We start from the raw sequence: 22706 nt of genomic DNA, 5'->3' as shown, positions 1-22706 counted from the left end.
TTTCATTGAAAGATTAGGCTACAATGAGAGCAGCAAAGGGAGGAATCTTATGTTTGGTTTATTGAAATACGCAAAAAATTATCGAAAACAAATTATCCTCGGTCCAGTCTTCAAATTTTTAGAAGCTTGTTTCGAGTTAGTCTTGCCCTTATTCATGGCTCACTTAGTCGATGTCGGTATTCGGCAAAACGACCGACAGACTGTCATAGAAATGGCCCTCTGGATGCTTGTTATGTCGTTAGTTGGTTTATTTTTTGTCATGATTTGTCAATATTATGCTTCAGTCGCTTCGCAAGGTTTTGGGACGGAGCTAAGAAATCAATTAATGAAGAAAATTAATCAGCTTTCACACAAAGAATTGAATAGTTTTGGTACAGATACCCTCATCACCCGGATCACAAACGATATCAACCAGCTTCAATTGGCTTTAGCGATGTTTATTCGGTTGGTCATTCGGACACCTTTTTTAAGTATCGGTTCTGTGGTCATGGCTTTTTACATTGACGTGCAGATGGGCTTTCTTTTCCTATTACTTTTACCAATTTTTAGCCTTATTCTCTTTATTATCATTAAAGTGACTGTGCCTTTATATCAAAAAGTCCAAGAATATTTGGATCGGTTAAACCGTCAAATCAGCCAAAACTTAAGCGGTGTCCGTGTGATCCGTGCGTTTGCTAGAAAGGAAACAGAGCAACGACATGTTGATAAAGCTTCAGATGATTTAGGCGATATTTACATTCGTGTATCGAATGTCTCTGCTTTATTAACGCCTTTAACCACTTTGATTATGAATGTTGGAATTTTATTTTTACTTTATTTTAGTGGCTTAAAAGTTTCTTTTGGTTCTCTGCAACAAGGGGAAGTTTTAGCATTGATCAATTATATGAATCAAATGATGCTCGCTTTAATTGTTGCTTCTAATCTCGTGGTAATTTTTACGCGAGCCGCCGCTTCCGCAAACCGTGTCAATGAGGTTTTAACTGTAGAAAGTCAGTTAACAGATACACCAGAATCAGCAAAAACATCGCCACAATTTGGTGATATTACCTTTGACCATGTAGATTTTCGCTATGAACCAGAGGCCGGTTTGGCTTTGGAAAATATCAATTTTACGATTCCTAAAGGCTCAATTCTCGGCATCACAGGACCTACCGGCAGCGGGAAAAGTACCTTAACCCAACTCATTCCCAGATTTTATGATGTGAGTGCAGGAAACCTTTTTATTAATGGTATAAATGTGCGCGATTGGCCGCTCTTTACTTTACGCCAACAAGTGGCAAGTGTCCCACAAACTGCCGTCTTATTTACAGGGACTATTCGAGAAAACTTACAATGGGGCAAACCAAATGCAACTGATGAAGACTGTTGGGAAGCATTAGCTATCGCCCAATGTAAAGAATTTGTTGAACAATTAGACCAAGGGTTAGACACGCCTGTTAACGAAGGCGGAAAAAACTTTTCTGGTGGACAAAGACAACGGTTGACCATTGCCCGTGCCTTGATTAGGAAACCACATTTACTTATTTTAGATGATTCCTTGAGTGCCCTCGACTATCAAACAGATTTGAATCTGCGCCGTGCTTTACAAAAAGAACGAGCAGAGACAACCGTTATTTTAATTTCACAACGCGTGAGTTCGATTGCTACGGCGAATCAAATTTTAGTCCTAGATAGTGGAAAAGTCGCTGGCCTTGGCACCCACGAAGAATTACTTACTTCTTCTAAAGAGTATCAAGAAATCGTTGCATCACAGGAGGAGGATACCCATGCAAACTAAAAAAATTCATTTTGGTGCCTTCTCACGTTTTAAGCCGTATTTACTACGCTATCCAAAAGAAATTATCGGCGCCTTAATCCTAGGAATTCTCAGTGGTTTTTCGACTGTCCTCATGACTTATTATATAGGTAAATCCGTTGATACAATGGTTGGTAAAGGACAAGTCAATGCTGCGCAACTCATCAAAATTTTAGGTTTATTAGCAGGGATTTTACTCGTAACCGTTCTAAGTCAATGGCTGATTCAACGTCTCGGTAATCGCGTGTCTTATTTATCGACCACACAGCTGAGAAAAGATGCCTTTGCCCATTTAAATCAATTACCGTTAAGTTATTATGACCAAACATCACACGGAAATATCGTCAGTCGCTTTACCAACGATATTGACAATATTTCAATGGCTTGCTCGGCTGTCTTCAACCAATTATTTTCCGGCATGGCCACCGTCGTTGTTGCTTTGCTCTTTATGATTCGGCTAAGTCCCCTGCTCACATTAGTGGTTCTTATCAGTACGCCGATTATTTTTATTGTAAACTGGCTTGTTGCAAAAGCTTCACAAAAAAACTTTGCTGCACAACAAACGATTGTTGGTGAAATTTCCGGTTTCGTTTCAGAAATGGTTGGCAACCAAAAAATTGTTAAAGCCTTTCAACAAGAACAAGCTACGCAAGAAACATTTGAAGCATTGAATCAAACGTTGTATGAAAAAGGACAGAAGGCTCAGTTTTCTTCCTCCTTAACCAACCCACTTTCTCGATTTATCGACCATTTATCTTATTTATCGATTGGATTAGTCGGTGGCTTGTTAGTTTTAAGTGGCAATCCTTTAGTCACAGTTGGTGTTATTTCCAGTTTCACCATTTACTCTAGTCAATTTTCTAAACCTTTTATTGAACTCTCAGGAATCACCAACCAAATCCAAGCAGCCTTAGCTGGATTGGAACGTACTTTTGATATGATGGATCAACCAGTTGAACGTCCTGATGCCCCGAACGCAATTGTTTTGAAAGAAGCGCGAGGCCGTGTTGAATTTAAAGACGTTGATTTTTCTTACACGCCGACGCGACCTTTAATCGAAAACTTTAATTTAATTGCTGAACCAGGAGAAACAATTGCCATTGTTGGGCGAACCGGTGCGGGTAAATCAACATTAGTGAATTTGTTAATGCGCTTTTACGAGGTCGACCATGGTCAAATTACGGTTGATACTCACGACATTACTCAAATTACTCGGGATAGCTTACGAAAAAGTTTTGGTATGGTTCTCCAAGATACTTGGCTATTCGATAGCTCCATTCGGGAAAATTTAACGTACGGAAATCCCGAAGCCTCTGACGAAGAAATTATAGAAGCCATGAAAAAAGCCCATATTTTTGATTTCGTCATGCGTTTACCTCAAGGACTAGATACCGAGATTGGTTCCCAAGGCGTTAAAATTTCTGAAGGACAACGACAATTAATGACTATTGCACGCACGATGATTAGTAATCCGCCGATGCTTATTTTAGATGAAGCGACCAGTTCAGTTGATACATTGACCGAGCAAAAAATTCAGGATGCTTTTTTACAAATGATGACTGGCCGGACCAGTTTTGTTATTGCCCATCGCTTAGCAACAATCAAAAGTGCTGAAAAAATTCTAGTTATGGACAATGGTCAAGTAGTTGAAATTGGCACCCATGACGAATTATTGCAAAAAGAACAGGGTTATTATCGTGACCTTTACGAAGCGCAGTTTAATCAAAAAGCACAATAAAAAAGAGTCACTTTTCTGGGATGATGAAAAGTGACTCTTTTAATTTTAAATTTATTGATCTAATTCAGATAATGGTTTTCCAAATAAACGTTTAAAGGGAATTTTATTGCCTAAATAATAAGTGGCAATTACTTGAATAGGAAAGAAAATAACTGTTTTAATTAAGCGTGGCACCCACCAAGCAAAATTTGCTAGATTGACGCCATACATTAAACTTAACCACAAAGGAGTTAAAATGATATTAATTAAAACGGTGACCAACAATGTCGCCAAAATCACTCGTTGCCATGTCATTTCTTTCTTATAATAGAAATAACCATAAATAGCACCAGCCAAAAAGGCATTTAAAGTAAACCCAGGAAAATAGCCTGCTTTTGGAAAAAGCAGCATTCCTACCACATCAGCCACCGCCGTGCCGATTCCAGCCCAAAAAGGTCCGAAAATCATCCCAATCAATGATTCTGGAATAAACGTGAAACTGATTTTTAAAAACGTTGTTTCATACGCAAAAAAGCGTGAAAAGACAACGACCACCGCAATGAGTACGCCCATTAACGCAATGGATTTTGTGCCAAATTTTTTCTTTGTCATTTTTAGCATCTCCTCTAAGAGCTGCTACATGACGAACCATGCAGCGAATGCGAAAACAAAACCGCGAACATTAAAAAGCTGAACGTGTTGTTCTGATGATAAGCAAAGTAAGAACCTTTGCTTTCTAGCAACACACTGTTTATGTTCTTCGTCCAAAAGGCAACATCCCATCCTTTTAGCACTTAACGCTTTGTCTCCTACTCTGTTATTTTATTTGGACAAAAGTCCTCATAAAATATACCACAAAATAGTCAAAATAACCATTAAGGTTCTCTAAAAAGCTAACGGTCGACGATCCCCTTCATGGATAACCTCACGGAAGTCCGCAAACCCCGCCTCGACACCTCTCAAAAGAATTTCAGCACTGCCGATATTGGTCGCTAAAGGAATTTCATAGACATCACTTAGACGAATCAAAGCCGTCACGTCTGGTTCATGCGGTTGCGCGGAAAGAGGATCTCTTAAAAAAATAACTAAATCAATGTTGTCTTCTGATATCATTGCGCCAATCTGTTGATCCCCACCTAATGGCCCCGATTTAAAGCAATGCACGGGTAAGCCAGTTGCTTCCATCACTTTCATGCCTGTCGTTCCTGTTGCATACAATTCATGTTTTTCTAAAATATGTTTATAAGCGGTTGCTAGTTTGATCATTAATGTTTTTTTACGATCATGAGCGATTAAAGCGATTTTCATGTTATCCAACTCCTGTCTTTGTTATATTATAACAAAAGTTTATCGATAAATCCGCTGAGAGTGTTTGCCCTTTGTCACCTTGACGAAAAAGTCTTCTTTTTCTTGTGCAACTCTCCCTTGCCGAAAGATAGCGTTTTCATTTAAACTATGAGTAACAAATCAAAAAGAAAAGAGTGACGTATCAAATGGTGGAAATGGCGCTTAGAAATGTGTATAAAAAATATGACAATGCAGAACATTATTCTGTTACAGATTTTAACTTAGAAATTACAGACCGTGAATTTATCGTCTTTGTCGGACCTTCTGGTTGCGGTAAATCAACAACATTGCGCATGATTGCTGGCTTAGAAGATATTACTGAAGGTGAATTATCAATTGGGGACAAAGTCATGAATGACGTTGCACCGAAAGATCGTGATATTGCCATGGTTTTCCAAAACTATGCGCTTTATCCGCATATGACTGTTTTTGATAACATGGCTTTTGGTTTAAAACTAAGAAAATATGATAAAGCTGAAATTAAAAAACGGGTGGAAAATGCTGCGGATATTCTGGGCTTAACAGAGTACTTACAACGTAAACCTGCGGCGCTTTCTGGTGGACAACGCCAACGTGTTGCACTTGGCCGGGCAATTGTCCGTGATGCCAAAGTCTTTTTAATGGATGAACCTTTATCAAACTTGGATGCAAAATTACGTGTAGCCATGCGTGCTGAAATCGCTAAACTACACCAACGTTTAGAAACTACGACAATTTATGTGACACATGACCAAACCGAAGCGATGACCATGGCTGATCGAATCGTAATTATGAAAGATGGCTTTATTCAACAAATTGGTTCACCAAAAGAAGTTTACAATACACCAAAAAATATGTTCGTAGCTGGGTTCATCGGCTCACCTGCCATGAATTTCTTCAAAGTTACCTTAAACAATGGGGTTATTTCTAACCAACATGGCTTAAAGCTAGCAATTCCTGAAGGAAGAAACAAAGAGCTTGTTGAACATGGTTATGAAGGCAAAGAATTAATTTTCGGTATTCGTCCAGAAGATATTCATAGCGAACAAGTGGCTTTAACGGCAATGAAAGATGCAGTGATTAAATCTGAAGTCGTTGTTTCTGAATTATTAGGGGCTGAATCCATGCTTTATACAAAAATTGGTGATACAGAGTTTATCTCAAAAGTAGATGCTCGTGACTTCCACCATCCTGGTGAAATGATTGACTTAGCTTTTGATATTAACAAAGGACATTTCTTCGACCCTCAAACAGAAGAAGTCATTAAATAAAAAAATCTCGAGGCATCCGTAATTGTGACGGATGCCTCGATTGTTTCTCTTTATGCTAATTTAACCTTCTTCTTTATCACTTTGGGTTGTTTCGCTTCTGTAAAAGTTGGAATATCTACATGTTTACTTAAGGTACTTGCTAAAAAGTAGGCAATACTGAAATCCACCAAACTATGAATTAATCCACCAACGCCCATCAAAAGAAAAATAGAATACATGAAGCCAGCTGTATAATAGGTTCCTGGCAAGTTGCCCATTGTGTAAAATACAGAAACAACCACTAGCTCGGCAGCGGAATGAATCACTCCAATTCCCACGTTAAACAACTGTAATTTCCCATTTAATAAAGTGAATTTCCCCTCTTTATTGATTAAAATTTCTGGATGCTTTTGTAAAATCACTGCGCCAATGACTGCAAAAATCAAATGAGATAAGGCCCGCAAAGCAATAATCGGTGTTGCGGATAAGAAAAAACCAAAACCTGTTCCTAGACTAACCGCAATTGCCACCACTGGAGAAATAAACATGGCAATAAAAACTGGGACGTGACTTGCTAACGTAAAACTGGCTGGACCAATGGTAATTCTTGGCATAACCATTGGAATGATAATCCCCATTGCAATTAAAAGTGCTGAAATTGTTAAACGTTTTACTGAGTTTGTTTTCATTAAAACTGCCTCCTAAAGGTGTCATGACACCTTTTGTTTTTCTCAAGTGTAGCTGAACAGCCGCAATGTGTCAAGACACATAAAAGAACTTTCTGTTATTTCTCATAAATAACAGAAAGTTCTTTTTTATACTGGTTTATTTTTTTCTAAAGCATTACTTAAACGAGCGAATTCTTCTAAAGACAATGTTTCACCACGTCTAGAAGGATCAATTTCTGCTTCAGCTAGGCTCTCTTTTAGCCAAGCCACCGTTTGTTCATCTTTCCCATAAAAATGCGTTAAGTTATTCCACAATGTTTTACGTCTTAATTGGAAACTGGCTTTGGTTAATTTGAAAAATTCTTTTTCATTGGTCACTGTCACTGCTGGTGTAGCACGGCGTGTCAATTTAATAATCGCCGAGTCAACATTGGGCTGCGGCACAAAAACTGTTTTTGGCACAATAAAGGCGACACTTGCTTCCATAAAATATTGGACAGCAATTGATAATGAACCATAAGCTTTCGTTCCTGGTTTAGCAGCAATTCGATCAGCGACCTCTTTTTGCATCATCACAACCATTTCAGCTACATCTAAAGAAGATTCTAAAAAATGCATCATAATTGGCGTAGTAATATAGTAAGGTAGGTTAGCCACCACTTTAATCGGATACTTCTCTTGAAAAACTTGGTTGGTTGTCTCGACCAAATCAGCTTTTAAAACATCTTGATGCACCACTGTTACATTATCATAGCGACTTAAGGTATCTGCTAAGACAGGAATCAAGCGATCATCAATCTCAAAAGCCACAACTTGTGCCGCGTTCATCGCTAATTGCTCTGTTAATGCACCAATTCCAGGCCCGACTTCGACAACATTTGTCTGCTGATTAATTCCCGCTGTTTCTACAATTTTTCTTAAAATATTAGGCTCTGTCAAAAAATTTTGACCTAAACTCTTTTTAAATGAAAATCCATGCTTTTTTAGTATTTCTTTGGTTCTGGATGGTGTGGCAATTTCTTTATAGTCCGTCACGCTTGTTCCTCCATGTAGTTATTCTTCGTTTGCAAGTTCTTTTAAAATACGTGTCATGCTTTCTTTCAATTCTGCTTCTGTAATCCGAAACATGCTTAACCGTTTGACTAACTGTTTGCTATTTGTATAGCCAATTCTTAGGTCATCTCCTAATAATTCACGGTATTTTTTGGCATTTGCTCCCGCTATTAAACCATATTCAACTAGTGTTTGTCTAGGAATTTCTTGATAGTCTTCACCAGCTTGAACAGGTGTTACGACTTTTTTTAAGGCTTCAATAATTGCTTCATCACTAGCATGTTCAACCCCTAGGCTACCACCATTTTTTTTAGGCACTGCAACTTTTCTTGATAAAAAAGCATGCTTTGCATCAGGGACAACTTCCATTATTGTTTTACGAATTTTTTCGCCCGAATAGTCTGGATCTGTAAAAATAATCACGCCTCTCGTTTCTTGTGCGTGTTCAATTTGTGTCAAAATTTCATCATTGATAGCAGAGCCAATCGTTTCAATCGTATCCGCTGCAACTACCTCTTGAATGCGGCGTGTGTCGTCTTTTCCTTCAACGACAATGATTTCTGCAACTTTCATTTTTTCTTTCATTTATCTATCCGAAACAAGCGATGAGCGTTGACTCTCGTTTGTTCTGCCACTTCTTCAAAGGTTAGTTGTCGTAATTCAGCAATTTTTTCCACTACGTATCGCGTATAGCCTGGTTCATTCCGTTTACCACGATAAGGAACAGGGGCTAAATAGGGTGCATCTGTTTCCACCAACATTCGTTCAAGTGGTACCGCCATCGCCGCTTCTTGAACATCCAACGCCTTTTTAAACGTTACGACTCCACTAAAAGAAATATGCAAACCTAAATCTAAAAATTTCTTCATCCACTCGGCATCACCACTGAAACTATGCATGATTCCACCAATATCTGAAATTTTTTCATCTTTTAAAATTCGATAGGTATCTTCTAATGCCTCTCTCGTATGCACACTAAACGGTAAATTCATTTCCCGAGCAATCGCAATTTGACGGCGAAAGACTTTTTCTTGCACCTCTTTAGGATCCTCCATCCAGTAATAATCAAGACCGATTTCACCTAATGCGACAATTTTTGGCAACGTTAATTGTTCTTGTAATCGTCGTTCAACCTCTGGCGTATAGCTACCCGCTTCTGTTGGATGCCAACCAATGATACTATAAATATTGGCATATTCCTGACTAAGTAAAAGAGATTTTTCAATCGTTGGTTCATCAAAACCGACCACGGCCATCTCTGTAACACCCAATTTTTGGGCATGTGCAATCGTTTCTGGAATATCATCATTAAATTGTTCTGCATTCAAATGTGTATGTGTATCAAAAATCATTATGATTGCCTCCTTTATCTCCTCTCTACTTTATCATATTTCTTGAAAAATCTGAATGACTAGGCGACAAGATTCGCCATTTCCTCATAAACAGCGCTTGCATTTATGCTAAAAGTAACGTATACTATTCAGTCATGTTATTAAAAGGAGGAATCTCCATGACCGATGAAAAAATTTATGAACAACAGCATTTAACAACGGTTTATCATGAGCTGCAAGCGGCTAAAAAAGTTTACGAAGAGCAATTGGCGAACACAATGAAAGATGGCAAACATATGCTAGAGGAATTTGGTCGCGATTCTAAGCTGAATTTTGATAGTTATGCCGATAATCTAGAAACGTTTGCCATGTTGGAAATGAAGAACCGTGAAATTGATCAGTGGAACTTAAAAAATGAAGCAACGGCTAAAAATTTAGACAAAGTGAAACGCCTATTACAAGTTCCTTATTTTGGCAAAATTGGCGTGACTTTTGAAGACAGCCCTGAAGAGCCAGAAAACTTTTATATTGGCGTAAACGATTTTACTTCTTTAGAAGAAGAAACGCGCATTCACGATTGGCGCTCACCGATTGCTTCGTTATTTTATGACAATGTTTTAGGGAAAACAGCCTACACGGCACATCAACAAACCATTCCTGTACAACTTGATTTGAAAAGACAGTTAATTATTGAAAAAGATCAATTAATCAACTATTTTGACACAACCATTGCGATTCAAGATGATGTGTTATTGCATTCTTTAGAAGAAGATGCTTCTCCTTATATGAAGGACATTACGACAACCATTCAACAAGAACAAAATCAAATAATTCGTGACGAAACGCAGCCACTCCTACTAGTCAACGGGATTGCTGGTAGTGGGAAAACGTCTGCGATTATGCAACGGATTGCTTATTTACTTTATCAACATCGAGCAGAAATTACAGCGGATAATATTTTATTACTTTCACCAAATTCAACATTTATTGATTATATTTCTCAAGTTTTACCGAATTTAGGCGAACGAAATCCCTTGAATTTGACTCTTTTACAATTTTTACGCTTCACTACCAAAGAAGCATGGCCAATGGAAGAAGAAACGGACTATTTCGAACGCATTACTCGCTCTGAGGCAACGGAGCAAGAGCACGTTATTCGTTCAAAAGAATTTGCAACGTTTCTTTTAAGCAATCCTGAAAAAGCGGTTGTGCAGCCACATTTTTTCCGTCCTTTAACTTTTAAAAAGCAGACCTTATTTACTTCAGAAACAATTTTTAAACTTTATCAAGAAACACCAGCTGACTTGAGTATTCGCCAACGAATTTCAGCCACAAAAGAAAAATTAACCAGTCTTTGGACACGGTACTTATTAAAACAAGCCCATTCTAAAAAAATGTTGGATCAATTCCAAGATTTAACAGAAGCTGAACAAGTTCGTTATTTTGGCACAGTGATTACCGAAGATAATGAAAAACATCTGGCTGATTTTGCTTTAAAACGTTTGAAGAAAAAATATCGCTCTATCACTGCCGCTATTAAAAATGATGCTTGGCTAGATCAATGGGCCTTTTTTGAAACGTTTTATTCTTTATTCACTGAAAAATCGTATCAAAAAGAGACAGCTGTTTTCACAGCCGATGAAATTGTGGCCCTTATTTTGGTGAAACATGCATTTATTGAAAACCTCGCCAACCAGCAAATGGCTTTTATCCTAGTCGATGAAGTCCAAGATTATACAGAAGCCCAATTATTATTACTGCTGACACTTTTCCCTAAAGCTAGTTTTACTTTAGCTGGTGATGAAAATCAAGCCATTTTTAATACAGCCATTGAATTTTCTGAAGCCCATGATTTATTGGTTAACGAAACCAGCCGTTCTGTTGGAACCTATCAATTATTAAACAGCTATCGTTCAAGTAAAGAAATTACACGACTCTTCCAAACATTAGGCACTCAACCAGAGCAATTAACCATTGTGCCCATCCGGCATGATGGAGAAAAGCCGACATTTATTCCTTGTGACTCTGCGTCTGACTATCTTAAAGCAATCGTCACTTCCATTACAACCTTTGATTCGAAAGAAAGCACCGCCATTATTACTAAAACATTTGCAGAAAAAGAACAATTAACAAAAGAACTTAGTGCTTCTCTTTCATTGGAAGAACATCCGTCACTGCAAGTTTTATCAATTGATATGGCAAAAGGTCTAGAATTTGATAATGTAATTCTTCATAACCCAAATGTTAATCGTTATTCCGACAATAAACGAGATAAAAGAATCCTGTATACTGCTATTTCTCGTGGAATGAAACGGGTCGTTTTACCTTATACCGGCACACTTTCTGAATGGTTTACACCTTACTTGGCAGCCCGGTAACTGAGACTTAAGGCGGATTTTATTTTTAGAAAAACCACTTATAATAGACGAGTAGGTACTGCTTTTTAATTAGCAGTCCTACTCGTTTGTTGTCTCTTAAGTTGAGAGGAGCGTGAGAAGGTGAAACAATCACCTGATTTAGAAAATTTTTTAAAAACTTCTATCCAAAAAAATGTAACTATTGAGCGAAAACAACAAAACCAAACCATTTGGCACTGGCTACTGCTTATTTTATTTGGCTTGCTAACCTTTGGCTCACTGACACAGCAGTTACTCCTAATTGGCTTGTTTACACTTATTGCCGCTATTGTTAAAGGTCCCTTAATGCTCGTCTGGGGAACCATCTATTCGGCGTTAGTGGCTTTGTTTCCACCTTTCGCTTTAGTCCTATCTTTACTTTTTTTTATAATTAATTTAGGCACCGTTATGAAAAGTTGGCGTATTACTTTAACAAGTGCTTACTTTTATCTAGTTCCTTTAGGTTTTAGTCTCTTGAAAACGACCAACTGGGTATCAACGCCTTATTTCCTGACAGGCTTGGCTTTGTTAAGTATTTTAGGGCTGCATTTTATATTAGAGTGGCTCTATAAAAATAATAGCTTAGGCCGTTTACTCACGTGGCAAATTATCAGTGTCCCTTTTTCACTCTTACTGATCATTTTACCAAGTCGCCTAACGAAAGGCCGTTTTGGTAAAAAACGAATACCTAAAAAAGTGAAACTCTAAAATAGAAAAGCCTAGGAAAAATCGCAAATGATTTTTTCTAGGCTTTTCTTCGATTCTTTTAATTTAAAAATTCGTTGATTTTCGATTTTAGGACGTCGATAAAACTGGAGAAAGAGAGTTCATTTGTTTGTGAATATGTCCAATGAGCCAATAACAGAAAAACTAAAATAACCAGTATCGCAACCACTAAAAAGGTTCTAATTCTTGCCCTTCTTTTTCTACGTTGAACTGTTAGCCGTGCTTGTTCCCTTACTCTCATAGCTTCTAAATAATACGGACGCCATTTAGGATCATTTTTTCGTTGCTCATAAAATTTAAATTTATGATAAGCCATCAAACTTCCCCCACATCAAATCACTTTTCTTCTAGTATACAAAAAAAGTAGTAAAGATAAAAGGTTACAATTCACCTTTTATCTTTACCACTTATGCTTTTATGCGATTCCTGCACCATTTGGCATTTCTTTTGGTGCTTCAACAATTTGAAGTTTACCTTCTGGTGATTCAGCTGAAAGAATCATTCCTTGGCTAATTTGACCACGCATTTTTCTTGGTTTTAAGTTAGCCACAATGACTACTTTTTTGCCAATTAGCGCAGCTGGATCTGGATAAAATTCAGCAATACCTGAAAGAATTTGACGATGGTTTTCATCTCCAGCATCTAAACGGAATTGCAATAATTTATCTGCTCCTTTGACTTTTTTACAGTCAATAACTTCGGCAACTTTTAATTCCACTTTATCGAAATCATCGTACTTAATTTGTTTTTCTTTCGTTGAAACCAACGTTGTTTCTTCTGGATTCCATTTAATATCCTCTTCTGTAGCACTTTCGCTTTGGGACATTTTCTTTTGAATATACGTTACTTCTGTTTCAATTTCTAAACGTGGGAAAATAGGTGTTCCTTTACTTGTTACTGTTACGTCTGTTGGGAACTCACCAAAATGAATATTTTCCATGTTCATTGTTTCTGGATCTAAGCCTAATTGTTCGAAAATTTTCCCTGGTGTTTCTGTCATGACTGGTTGCAATAAGATTGCCACAATTCGTAAGCTTTCCGCTAAATGGATCATGACACTTTCTAATTCATTGCGTTTCTCTTCTTCTTTAGCCAATACCCAAGGCGCTGTTTCATCAATATATTTATTGGCACGAGAAACTAGCGTCCAGATTTCTGCAATGGCCGTATTAAATTCCATTTTTTCCATTGCTTCATGATATTTTCCAATAACATTAGCCGCAGTTGTCGATAGTTCACTATCAAATGGGGTAACTTTTGAAGCATAGGCTGGTACTTTGCCATCACAATATTTATTAATCATCGCAATTGTTCGATTCAACAAGTTTCCTAAGTCATTAGCTAAATCATAATTTAAGCGAGAAACGAAATCTTCTGGTGTAAAGACGCCGTCACTACCAAATGGAATTGCTCGTAATAAATAATAACGTAACGCATCTAGACCGTAGCGTTCTACTAACATTTCAGGGTAAACAACATTTCCTTTAGATTTAGACATTTTTCCGTCTTTCATCAATAACCAACCATGTCCAAAGACTTTTTTCGGTAATGGTAAATCCAAGGCCATTAACATAATTGGCCAATAAATCGTATGGAAACGCACGATTTCTTTCCCAACCATTTGCACGTTCGCAGGCCAATATTTTTGGAATAATGAATCATCTTCTGAACCATAACCTAGTGCTGTAATATAGTTTGATAACGCATCAATCCATACGTAAACCACATGTTTTGGATCATTTTTTAATGGAATTCCCCAAGAGAAAGTCGTTCTTGAAACGGCTAAATCTTCTAATCCTGGTTTGATAAAGTTATTTAGCATCTCATTTTTACGAGATTCTGGTTGAATAAATTCTGGATGTTCTTCGTAATATTGTACCAAGCGATCCGCATATTTACTCATGCGGAAGAAATAGGATTCTTCTTTAACTAATTCGACTTCGTGACCACTTGGTGCTTTCCCACCAATGACATTGCCTTCATCGTCACGATATACTTCAGCTAATTGTGTTTCAGTGAAAAATTCTTCATCAGAAACTGAATACCAACCTTCATATTCTCCAAGGTAGATATCTCCTTGTTCTACTAAACGATCAAAAATTTGTTGCACGGCTGCCATGTGATAATCATCCGTTGTCCGAATAAATTTATCATAGCTGATATCTAATGTTTTCCATAATTTTTGAACATCTGCTGCCATTTTATCAACGTACTCTTTTGGTGTCACATTCAACTCAGCAGCTTTTTTTTCAATTTTTTGGCCATGTTCATCCACACCTGTTAAATAAAATACATCGAAACCCATTAAACGCTTGTAACGGGCCATTGCATCGCAGGCGATTGTTGTATATGAATTCCCAATATGTAATTTCCCACTTGGGTAATAAATTGGGGTGGTAATATAAAATGTTTCTTTCTGTGACATACAGAAAAAACCTCCTTTAGTCATTTTCCTAAACCCTCAGGATTTACTCCTAAACAGTATACCATAATTAGACATTATTAAACTATATTTCTTGTCGGTTTTCTCTTGAAAATGAAGAAAATGCCAGAAAGAAAAGAGAGAAACACCTGTCTATTTGACAAGTATTCCTCTCTTTTTTCGTTCATTTTTATTCTTTTGTCTCGAAACGAACGATACTATGGTGTCGTCCATAAAAGAAATAAATAGCCAAACCAATCACTACGGCTATGCCAAATACTTGCCAAGTAGCTAAAGACAATTGGAACATCAAAGCCGCGCAAACCACGATTGAAATTAATGGTAGAACCGGCACAAGTGGTACTTTAAATTCACCTGCTTGCGGTTCTCCTTTCATTGTCCGTAATTTGATAATTCCTAAAGCGAGAAACATCAGATAAAAGAGTGTCACGATATTTGTAAGTTCAGCCAACATCTCCATTGGAACAATCCCAGCAAAAACCATTGCTAAAAATCCAGCTACATAGGTTGCATTCTTAGGTGTGTGCCGCTTCTCATCGATTTTGCTCATAAACTGCGGCAATAATCCATCTTTACTAATCGCATAAATCACACGGGCTAAACTGTACATCATCGCAATCGTCACTGTTAATAAGGTTAAAATAGCACCAACTGAAATGATTGTCGCGATTGCGCCATGATTAATGAAGCGCATCGCAAAAGCCACCGGATCCTTGACCCCTAAATCCGTAAATGGAACAATCCCAGTTAAAACTAACGTAACAACAATATATAACAATGTTGAAATAATAATGGAACCAATAATCCCTTTTGGAATATCTTTTTTCGGATTCTTCACTTCCTCCGCGGCCATGCTAACCGCATCAAACCCTAGAAAGGCAAAGAAAACTAAAGCAGCACCACTGAAAACGCCTGAAAAACCATAAGGAATAAATGGTTGCCAGTTCGTTGGTTTCACATAAAAGATTCCCACGAGAACAAATAATAAAATAATTCCAAACTTCACGAAAACCATTAAGTTATTTAAACGTAACGCTGTTTTCGCTTCTAAAGATACCCAAAAAGTTACGGCTACAACGACCAACATGGCAATCAAATCAATATATGTACCATTTGTTGGATTATAAGCGCCACTTAACGCTTGCGGCAAAGAAAAACCTAAGCTATCCAAAAAGCCATGAACATAGCCTGACCAACCTGAAGCAACGGATGAAACCGCCAAGAAAAACTCACAAATAATCATCCAACCAGTCATCCAAGCCACAATTTCTCCAAAGACCACATACATGTAGGCATACGGCCCACCAATGACCGGAATACGTGATGCAAATTCTGCATAGCATAAACCAGATAAAATAATTGCGGCTGCTGCTACCAGAAATGATAAGACGAGCCCTGGACCTGCATAGCGTTCCGCTGCGACACCTGTCACAACAAAAATCCCTGTTCCTACTACAGCCCCAATTCCTAGAAAAATTAAGTCCATCGTCTTAAGATTTTTTTTCATCCCACCACTGTCATTGACAGGCACAGTGATTTCTTTTTTTCTGAAAATAGACATGTGTTTACCCCCGTAAAAAAAATAAGCGTAAATAAACTATTTACGCTTTCATATACCCTAAAAGAATACCACCTAGAATAACAAAAATGCAACCAAAAATAACATAAAACATTTCTTTTTTTGATTTTCTTTCGCCTAAAAGGAAGATGCCCCCAAGAGTCGAAATAATAATCCCCATTTGTGATAAAGAGAAGCTAATAGCTAAGCCAATTTCACGCATGGTTAATAACATACAAATATTTCCTAAGCCCCAAAGCAGACCCGTCGTCATATTCATCCAAACAAAACGATCAACTTTGACTTTTTTGAAGGCAAAGAAACTAGCCCCCACTAACATACCAATACTTTGTGGCAAAATAATTCCCCACGGATCTAAACCAGTGGCATTAATAATGATGGTATAGACACCATACCCAACTGTTGAGAAAATCAAGGCCCGAATCCCTTTATTAAAATCTAACATACTGTTTGAGGTTTTCGGTTGACTATCATCATCTTGTCGAGCTGTTAAATACACCCCAAAAACTAAAAAGGCTAAAGCGATAAAGCCCACAACAAAGTCTTTTGTTTTTGTCCATTCATGGAAAAAAACAGCCCCTGCAACGGTATTAACAACTAACTGCATCCCAGTTGAAATTGGTAAGCCAACTGAAACGCCCATATATTTCATGCTATGAAATTGTTGATTCTGTCCCAAACTCCAGAATAAACCAGATATAAATCCAACAATTAATGTGGCTGTCGTCAACGTAGGCTGGATGACAAAAAAGACAACAATTGAAAATAGTAATGCGCCGATTGTCATACCTAACGTTTGTTGATTGGCGCTTCCACCAATTTTACCGCTGACTAAACCAATACTGCCCCACGCAATCATGGGCACTAAAGCGATAAGTAAACTCATAATATTCTCCTAACAAATTTATTTCATTTCATTCTAACAATAAAAACGTTTTCTAAACAACTAAGAAGAGTAAGAGAAGTTAGCAAGAAAGTTTTAATAAATAAAAAAAGGCCTATCACCTCTTTAGTTTGCTGATAGACCTACTTTTTATTTCACTTCATTATAATAACTGAGGGAAGGGAAAAACAATGTCATCGTCGTACCTTGCCCTTCTGTCGATTCGACTGTTAAATCATGACCTAACTTTTTCGCTAAGCTATGGGCCAAATACAGGCCAAGACCAGTCGAATGCTGTTCACTTTTCCGCCCGTTTTCACCAGTAAATCCTTTATCGAAAATGCGTCGTTGATCTTGCATCGGAATGCCAATCCCAGAATCTTTTAAAGATAAATAAATACCTTGTTTATTTTTGGAAATTAGAACCGTAATCGTGCCGCCTTCTGGCGTATACTTGACTGCATTACTTAATAATTGGCGGAAAATAAAAATGACCCATTTTCGGTCGGTTAAAACCGCTTCATCTTCCCCTTCAATTGAGAATTGCAATCTTTTTTGGATAAAATAATTTGCTTGCGTACGAACAACAGATTGCACAATTTCTTTTAAAGAATATTCTTGGAGTAAATAATCTCGAGAAAAGCTGTCCAATCTAGCATAATATAGGACTTGCTCGACATATTCATCAATTTTACCTAACTCATTTTCCAATAGATAATATTTTTTCTCTGGAATATCATCTTCGACAGATTGTACCAGTAACGTGATAGCCGCTAGGGGGACTTTGATTTCATGAACCCAAGAGTCAATGTAATCTTTTTGGTCCTGTTGGTTGTTAATTGCTTGCTGCATGGTTTGTTGGTGCTCTTGCAATAAACCGTTAATATACGTTTGGACAAGTAGTTCTTCTTCTTTTTCTGCTGTATTCAAATATTCTTGTAAAGAAGGCGGCTCTTTTTCCGTTGCCAACGAAAGCCACCACTTACGTTTTAAATAATAATCAATTGTTAAAAATAGCGATAAAAAAACACTTTGCAGTAAAAAGATATAGCCAACCACTGTCCAATCTAAGCGGACATTAGGAGCCAACCATAAAATAAAACAAGTTAAGAACAGAAAAAATAACCAACCAATTAGTAATAACCAGCGATCTTTTAAATACTTTAGAATGGTCATTGTCTACTCCTATCTAGGGCACCATATAACCGACGCCCACTTTGGTTTCAATATAGCCAGCAATCCCTGCTTGCTCAATTTTTTTTCGTAAACGATTGATATTTACCGTCAACGTATTGTCATCCACAAAACGTTCATCGTCCCATAAAGCGCGCAATAGTTTTTCACGTGTTAAAATTTTTCCGTGCTTTTTCATTAAAAGATACAGTAATCGGTATTCATTTTTACTTAAATCGATCATTTCGCCTCTGATTTCCATTCGTCCATTGTCCACATTTAAAGTAATGCCATTATGTGAAAGCACTTCACTATCCGTATCGGAATAGTTATAAGAGCGGCGCAACAAAGCATTGATTTTAGCAATTAAAACATCTATCTGGAACGGTTTTGTAACAAAATCATCCGCGCCCATGTTCATCGCCATAATCATATCCATATTGGTACTACGACTCGAAATAAAAATAATTGGTACTTTAGAAACTTCACGAATTTTTTGACACCAATAGTACCCGTCGTAAACAGGTAAATTAATATCCATCAAGACTAATTGAGGATTCTCCTCTTGAAAATCATCCAATACATCATTAAAATCGGTTGTTCCAATCGTTTCAAATTGCCATTTTTGTAATTCCTCGCTAATTAATTCTCGAATGGTTGTTTCATCTTCGACAATCATGATTTTAGCCATGCAATCCCACCTCTTTTATTTCTAAATTTTCATCTTTCTTATCCTAACAAACTTCATTCTTTTTGGATATAGGACTTTATGATGATTTTTACACTATTTCAAAAATAGGCGCTAATAATTCCCATTCTGATAACATGATGAATTTACCAACAAAAGCAAAAATACCATCTAATAATAACACAGACATATTAATTCCTAATACAATAGAAGCTTTTTCGACAATTGGCATGGACTTTTTATTTTTCAAAATAAGATATAAAACAAAGTTCGTTCCATAAGTAAAAACTGTTAACAACACAATTAACTCAATCATTTTACCACTTCCTATTTTGGACTTTTCATTTTTCCTTCAATAATTTACTACTCTTAATTATAGCATAATCTTATAAAAAAATCGGCAGAGTCCTAACCCTTAAGATAAACAACAGAATAGAAGCAGCCTCTTTGGAACTCGCAAGAATCGAGCCTTTTTTAAGAGTTGAAGGTCTTGATCCTTAAAAGACAAGCCCTTCAACTCTAGTATGTTCCATGTATTGGAATTGATACCAACGTAACGAAGTGTAGTCGATCAGACAACCTCAGTTTTTCTAATGATTATATTTTTCATACACTTCTTTTAACTGGTTTAAATCTATTTTTTTCATTTGGTACAATTTTTTGGTCACTTCATTTGCTCTAGCTGGATTTGAGTCAGATAAATAACGTTTCAGTTCAGGATTGCCTGTTTGCCAACTGACCCCAAATTGATCTTCCATCCAGCCACACGGCCATTCTTTCCCTTTAGCAGTCACTTGTTGCCATAGCCGATCTATTTCCTCCTGATTTTCACAATCAATATAAATGGAGAAAGCCATGGTAAAATCAAAATCATGTTTATCTCGTGCATCCATTACTCGAAACGGTTGCTCCTGTAATGTGAAAAGTGCTTGCGCAATGTTCCCATCTTCATATTCAACTTTTTCAATTATTTCGCCTGGACCGAAAATCGCCAACCATTCTGATAGAGCTTTAGCTGCTTCGCCATATTTTTCATTAGCAAACATAAAGGTTGGTACAATTGTTTGTTCTTTTCCTGAAAAAGACACTTGCCAAGAGACACCAAATTTGTCCACTACCCAACCATATAAAGGACTAAAAGGATATTCCCCAAAAGGCATCAATATCTGTCCATCTGTTGTTAAATTTTTCCACAACGTTTCTGTTTGTGATAATGTTTTACATTCAACAAAAAATGAACTAGCTGGCGTAAAGGAAAATTCTGGTCCGCCATTTAAACCAATGATTGTTTGGTTCGCCAAGGTAAATTCAATGGTCATTAATGATGTTCCTTGAGGTTGGTGCTCCTCATTAACGTAGTTCGTTTTACTTAGAATCGCACCTTTTTCAAAGATTGTTGTATAGAAGTTAGCAGCTTCTTCCGCTCGTGTGTCAAACCATAAACAAGGTGAAAATTTAGGCATTGTGGTTCCCTCCTTCGTTTTCTTTAGTGTAGTCAAAGATTGATAAATAAACAAAGAGAACGTTTTAGTATTTATTCATTTCCGTCTGATAGAATCGATAAATTGCTTGTTTTACTTCTTGAAGCAAGGAGGATTTTAAATGTCCCCGTGTCAAAAAATAAAAGGAACGCCAATACTTTTCACCTAACGTTTGGAAGGGGATTTTTTCAGTAATCGCCTTTCTTGAAAGCAACGATTGCCCCATGCCCAATTCCAACATTTTAACAATCATTTCATTATTTTTAACCGTCATGAGTGTTGGGCTTTGATTACTTTCTTCTAAATACTGTTGGGTATAATGAAAGACCCCAGAATCCTTTTCACGTACCAACCAATTCTGATTGGCAGGGTCCCCAGCTAAAACCAATTGATCCTGAATAATTTCTTCACGAGTTGCTCCTTTCGTAATTAATGGTTTTTCGATAAAGCCAAAATCAACTTGATGTTTTTCAACTTTTTCCACTACTTCTTCTGAATTGTTCATTTCTAAAACAAAATTGATTGTTGCATACTGTGTCTGTAAATGCTGCATCAGTTGCGGCAAATAATAAACTGCAAAAGTATTAGACGCAGCAATTCGGCAAGTTTCTTTAGGTAATCTCGCCTGATGAAGAGCTGTTAATGTTTCTTGCCAATCATCAGCTAAATTTAGCAAACGATTATACAAGACTTCTGCTTGCCTAGTAGGGACTACATCTTGTCGACCATTTCTTAAAAACAATGAACAGCCTAATTCTTCTTCTAATTGTTTGATTTGATTAGAAACGGCTGGTTGTGAGATATATAGGCAGGTAGCTGCTTTGGAAAAGTTCATTTGCTCATACACAATTTGAAAAGTCTTTAATAATTTAAACATAGGCATCCTTTCGATAACTTTCTATTATAAATATTATTTTAACTATTTATTTCTCAAATGTAAAAAATTTCGTTATACTGGAAGTAATGAACAAGAAAGAGAGATTTTTTCAATGAAAAATTCAGAAAATGATTATATCCAATCTTTATTCCAAATTCTTCCCGGCTTGCTAACAGCTTTCCTTGTCGCCTGCCTTAGCAAGTTTCTTGCCATCTGGTTACCTAGCTTAGGCGCCGCTACGATAGCTATTTTACTAGGAATCTTTTTGGGAAATACCTTTGTTCGCGGTGCCAATTTAAATCGCGGAACCAAAGTAGCCGAAAGTAAATTACTAGAATTTTCTGTTGTTTTATTGGGAACCACCGTGACCTTTCAAACGATTGCCCAAATTGGCTTACAAGGTGTCGCATTTATTCTCATTCAAATGTCGCTGACCATTATTTTTGCCTATTTGATCGGTAAAAAACTGGCTTTTTCTGATAATATGTCTTTATTGATGGCTGGTGGTAATGCCGTTTGTGGGTCTTCTGCTATTGCTTCGATTGCTCCAGCAATTCAAGCAGATGAGGAAGAAAAAGGCCAAATCATTACTTTAGTAAACTTATTAGGAACCGTTTTAATGTTGACCTTACCCATTTTAAGTGGGATTCTCTATGGTACCAATTTGTTGGCTCGTAGCGCACTAATCGGAGGGACTTTACAATCAGTTGGTCAGGTTGTCGCCAGTGCCAATATGGTCAATGAGAACGCAGTTCAACTTGCGATGCTCTTTAAAATTATGCAGATTGTCCTACTCGTAGCAGTTGTCTATTTATTTGGACGTTTCAAGCAAAGTAAGACGGCAGAATCAGAGGCTGAGTTGGTAGAAGTCACCAAAAAAAGCAGCGCCCTACCTTGGTATGTAGTTGGCTTTTTCATTGCCTGTGTCTTTAATAGTTTGATTCATTTCCCCGTCGTGATCAGTGAGACTGCTCATTTCTTTAGTTCTTGGTTTGAAATTACTGCCTTGGCAGCAATCGGGTTACGACTCGATTTTAAAAAGTTTTTCCAAGAAGGCAAACGTTTCTTAATCTATGGTTTATCAGTAGGAACTGTTCAAGTCGTCCTAGCCATTTTGTTGTTGGCACTGCTACAGTTCTAATGAGGTCGGGACAGAAGCGTTTAACTCCGAGAAATAAGAAGGAATTTCCGAAAATTGTTCTGTAATTTTTGGAGAATTCCGGCTTATTTCCGAAGGAGTTGCTTTTGTTCCCGCCGTTTATCAGTTTTTGAGCGTGGAGCAAAAATCCAAAGTGATTTTTGTCCCACGCTCATTTCAGC

At 37.2% G+C, this 22706-nt stretch carries 21 protein-coding genes and 1 riboswitch; of the genes, 6 read left to right on the top strand and 15 right to left on the bottom strand.

The window, feature by feature from the left end; all coding sequences use genetic code 11:
- Positions 1-49: 49 nt before the first annotated feature.
- Positions 50-1777, top strand: a complete 1728-nt coding sequence (locus IGK82_RS03405; RefSeq protein ID WP_002363303.1) for an ABC transporter ATP-binding protein — start codon at positions 50-52, stop codon at positions 1775-1777.
- Positions 1767-3533 (top strand): ABC transporter ATP-binding protein, encoded by a 1767-nt coding sequence (locus tag IGK82_RS03400; protein WP_002361379.1) that lies wholly within the window; start codon positions 1767-1769, stop codon positions 3531-3533. The genes IGK82_RS03405 and IGK82_RS03400 overlap by 11 nt, the downstream gene beginning before the upstream one ends.
- Before the next feature lie 51 nt (positions 3534-3584).
- Here IGK82_RS03400 and IGK82_RS03395 read toward each other — a convergent pair whose 3' ends face one another.
- Positions 3585-4133 carry a folate family ECF transporter S component gene (locus IGK82_RS03395; RefSeq protein WP_002385065.1) on the bottom strand — a complete coding sequence of 183 codons (549 nt, stop codon included), beginning with the start codon at positions 4131-4133 and terminating at the stop codon, positions 3585-3587.
- Between the two features lie 30 nt (positions 4134-4163).
- A riboswitch (THF riboswitch) is annotated at positions 4164-4331 on the bottom strand.
- 66 nt (positions 4332-4397) lie between these two features.
- The gene (gene mgsA / locus IGK82_RS03390; RefSeq protein WP_002355823.1) at positions 4398-4820 is read right to left on the bottom strand and encodes a methylglyoxal synthase; all 423 of its coding nucleotides are present in this window, start codon (positions 4818-4820) and stop codon (positions 4398-4400) included.
- Positions 4821-5005: 185 nt separating this feature from the next.
- Here mgsA and IGK82_RS03385 point away from each other — a divergent pair, with 185 nt between their 5' ends.
- Positions 5006-6109, top strand: a complete 1104-nt coding sequence (locus IGK82_RS03385; RefSeq protein WP_002355822.1) for an ABC transporter ATP-binding protein — start codon at positions 5006-5008, stop codon at positions 6107-6109.
- 50 nt (positions 6110-6159) lie between these two features.
- Here the strand turns inward: IGK82_RS03385 and IGK82_RS03380 are convergent, their stop codons facing one another.
- From IGK82_RS03380 to IGK82_RS03365, 4 genes are all read right to left on the bottom strand, one after another.
- Positions 6160-6777, bottom strand: a complete 618-nt coding sequence (locus IGK82_RS03380; protein ID WP_002355821.1) for a hypothetical protein — start codon at positions 6775-6777, stop codon at positions 6160-6162.
- Between the two features lie 126 nt (positions 6778-6903).
- On the bottom strand, positions 6904-7791 hold the full coding sequence (rsmA, locus tag IGK82_RS03375) for a 16S rRNA (adenine(1518)-N(6)/adenine(1519)-N(6))-dimethyltransferase RsmA (RefSeq protein WP_002358849.1): 888 nt from the start codon (positions 7789-7791) through the stop codon (positions 6904-6906).
- Positions 7792-7809: 18 nt separating this feature from the next.
- Entirely contained in the window at positions 7810-8394 is a 585-nt protein-coding gene (gene rnmV, locus IGK82_RS03370) for a ribonuclease M5 (protein WP_002368172.1), read from the bottom strand.
- A complete protein-coding gene (locus IGK82_RS03365; RefSeq protein WP_002355817.1) occupies positions 8391-9161 on the bottom strand; it encodes a TatD family hydrolase in 771 nt (256 codons plus the stop codon). Before IGK82_RS03365 ends, rnmV begins: the two co-directional genes overlap by 4 nt.
- Before the next feature lie 134 nt (positions 9162-9295).
- Between IGK82_RS03365 and IGK82_RS03360 the strand changes: the two genes are divergently transcribed.
- Together IGK82_RS03360 and IGK82_RS03355 are read left to right on the top strand one after the other, a co-directional pair.
- Complete coding sequence (locus IGK82_RS03360; RefSeq protein ID WP_016622786.1) at positions 9296-11518, top strand: HelD family protein; 2223 nt, start codon at positions 9296-9298, stop codon at positions 11516-11518.
- A gap of 120 nt (positions 11519-11638) precedes the next feature.
- Positions 11639-12244: a hypothetical protein gene (locus tag IGK82_RS03355; protein ID WP_002391492.1), complete on the top strand. Its 606-nt coding sequence runs from the start codon at positions 11639-11641 to the stop codon at positions 12242-12244.
- Between the two features lie 58 nt (positions 12245-12302).
- Here the strand turns inward: IGK82_RS03355 and IGK82_RS03350 are convergent, their stop codons facing one another.
- The 9 genes from IGK82_RS03350 to IGK82_RS03310 form a co-directional block, all read right to left on the bottom strand.
- Positions 12303-12578, bottom strand: a complete 276-nt coding sequence (locus IGK82_RS03350) for a hypothetical protein (protein ID WP_002361374.1) — start codon at positions 12576-12578, stop codon at positions 12303-12305.
- A gap of 99 nt (positions 12579-12677) precedes the next feature.
- The gene (metG, locus tag IGK82_RS03345; RefSeq protein WP_002355813.1) at positions 12678-14687 is read right to left on the bottom strand and encodes a methionine--tRNA ligase; all 2010 of its coding nucleotides are present in this window, start codon (positions 14685-14687) and stop codon (positions 12678-12680) included.
- 187 nt (positions 14688-14874) lie between these two features.
- The gene (locus IGK82_RS03340) at positions 14875-16266 is read right to left on the bottom strand and encodes an amino acid permease (RefSeq protein WP_002355812.1); all 1392 of its coding nucleotides are present in this window, start codon (positions 16264-16266) and stop codon (positions 14875-14877) included.
- Positions 16267-16306: 40 nt separating this feature from the next.
- Entirely contained in the window at positions 16307-17170 is an 864-nt protein-coding gene (locus IGK82_RS03335) for a GRP family sugar transporter (RefSeq protein ID WP_002355811.1), read from the bottom strand.
- Between the two features lie 147 nt (positions 17171-17317).
- Positions 17318-18343, bottom strand: coding sequence for a two-component system sensor histidine kinase SapS (sapS, locus tag IGK82_RS03330; protein WP_002358842.1), 1026 nt, complete (start codon positions 18341-18343; stop codon positions 17318-17320).
- A 13-nt stretch (positions 18344-18356) separates the two neighbouring features.
- Positions 18357-19031 carry a two-component system response regulator SapR gene (gene sapR, locus IGK82_RS03325; RefSeq protein ID WP_002358841.1) on the bottom strand — a complete coding sequence of 225 codons (675 nt, stop codon included), beginning with the start codon at positions 19029-19031 and terminating at the stop codon, positions 18357-18359.
- An 88-nt stretch (positions 19032-19119) separates the two neighbouring features.
- A complete protein-coding gene (locus tag IGK82_RS03320) occupies positions 19120-19344 on the bottom strand; it encodes a hypothetical protein (RefSeq protein WP_002355808.1) in 225 nt (74 codons plus the stop codon).
- A gap of 274 nt (positions 19345-19618) precedes the next feature.
- Positions 19619-20491 carry a VOC family protein gene (locus IGK82_RS03315; RefSeq protein WP_010709275.1) on the bottom strand — a complete coding sequence of 291 codons (873 nt, stop codon included), beginning with the start codon at positions 20489-20491 and terminating at the stop codon, positions 19619-19621.
- Between the two features lie 64 nt (positions 20492-20555).
- Positions 20556-21386 (bottom strand): LysR family transcriptional regulator, encoded by an 831-nt coding sequence (locus tag IGK82_RS03310; RefSeq protein WP_002373539.1) that lies wholly within the window; start codon positions 21384-21386, stop codon positions 20556-20558.
- Between the two features lie 112 nt (positions 21387-21498).
- Between IGK82_RS03310 and IGK82_RS03305 the strand changes: the two genes are divergently transcribed.
- Positions 21499-22527, top strand: a complete 1029-nt coding sequence (locus IGK82_RS03305; protein ID WP_430605146.1) for a YeiH family protein — start codon at positions 21499-21501, stop codon at positions 22525-22527.
- Positions 22528-22706 lie beyond the last annotated feature (179 nt).

Source organism: Enterococcus sp. AZ197 (assembly GCF_050556405.1).
GTDB lineage: Bacteria > Bacillota > Bacilli > Lactobacillales > Enterococcaceae > Enterococcus > Enterococcus faecalis.
Note: the sequence above shows the minus strand (reverse complement) of the source record. Positions and strands in the feature narration are given on the sequence as shown.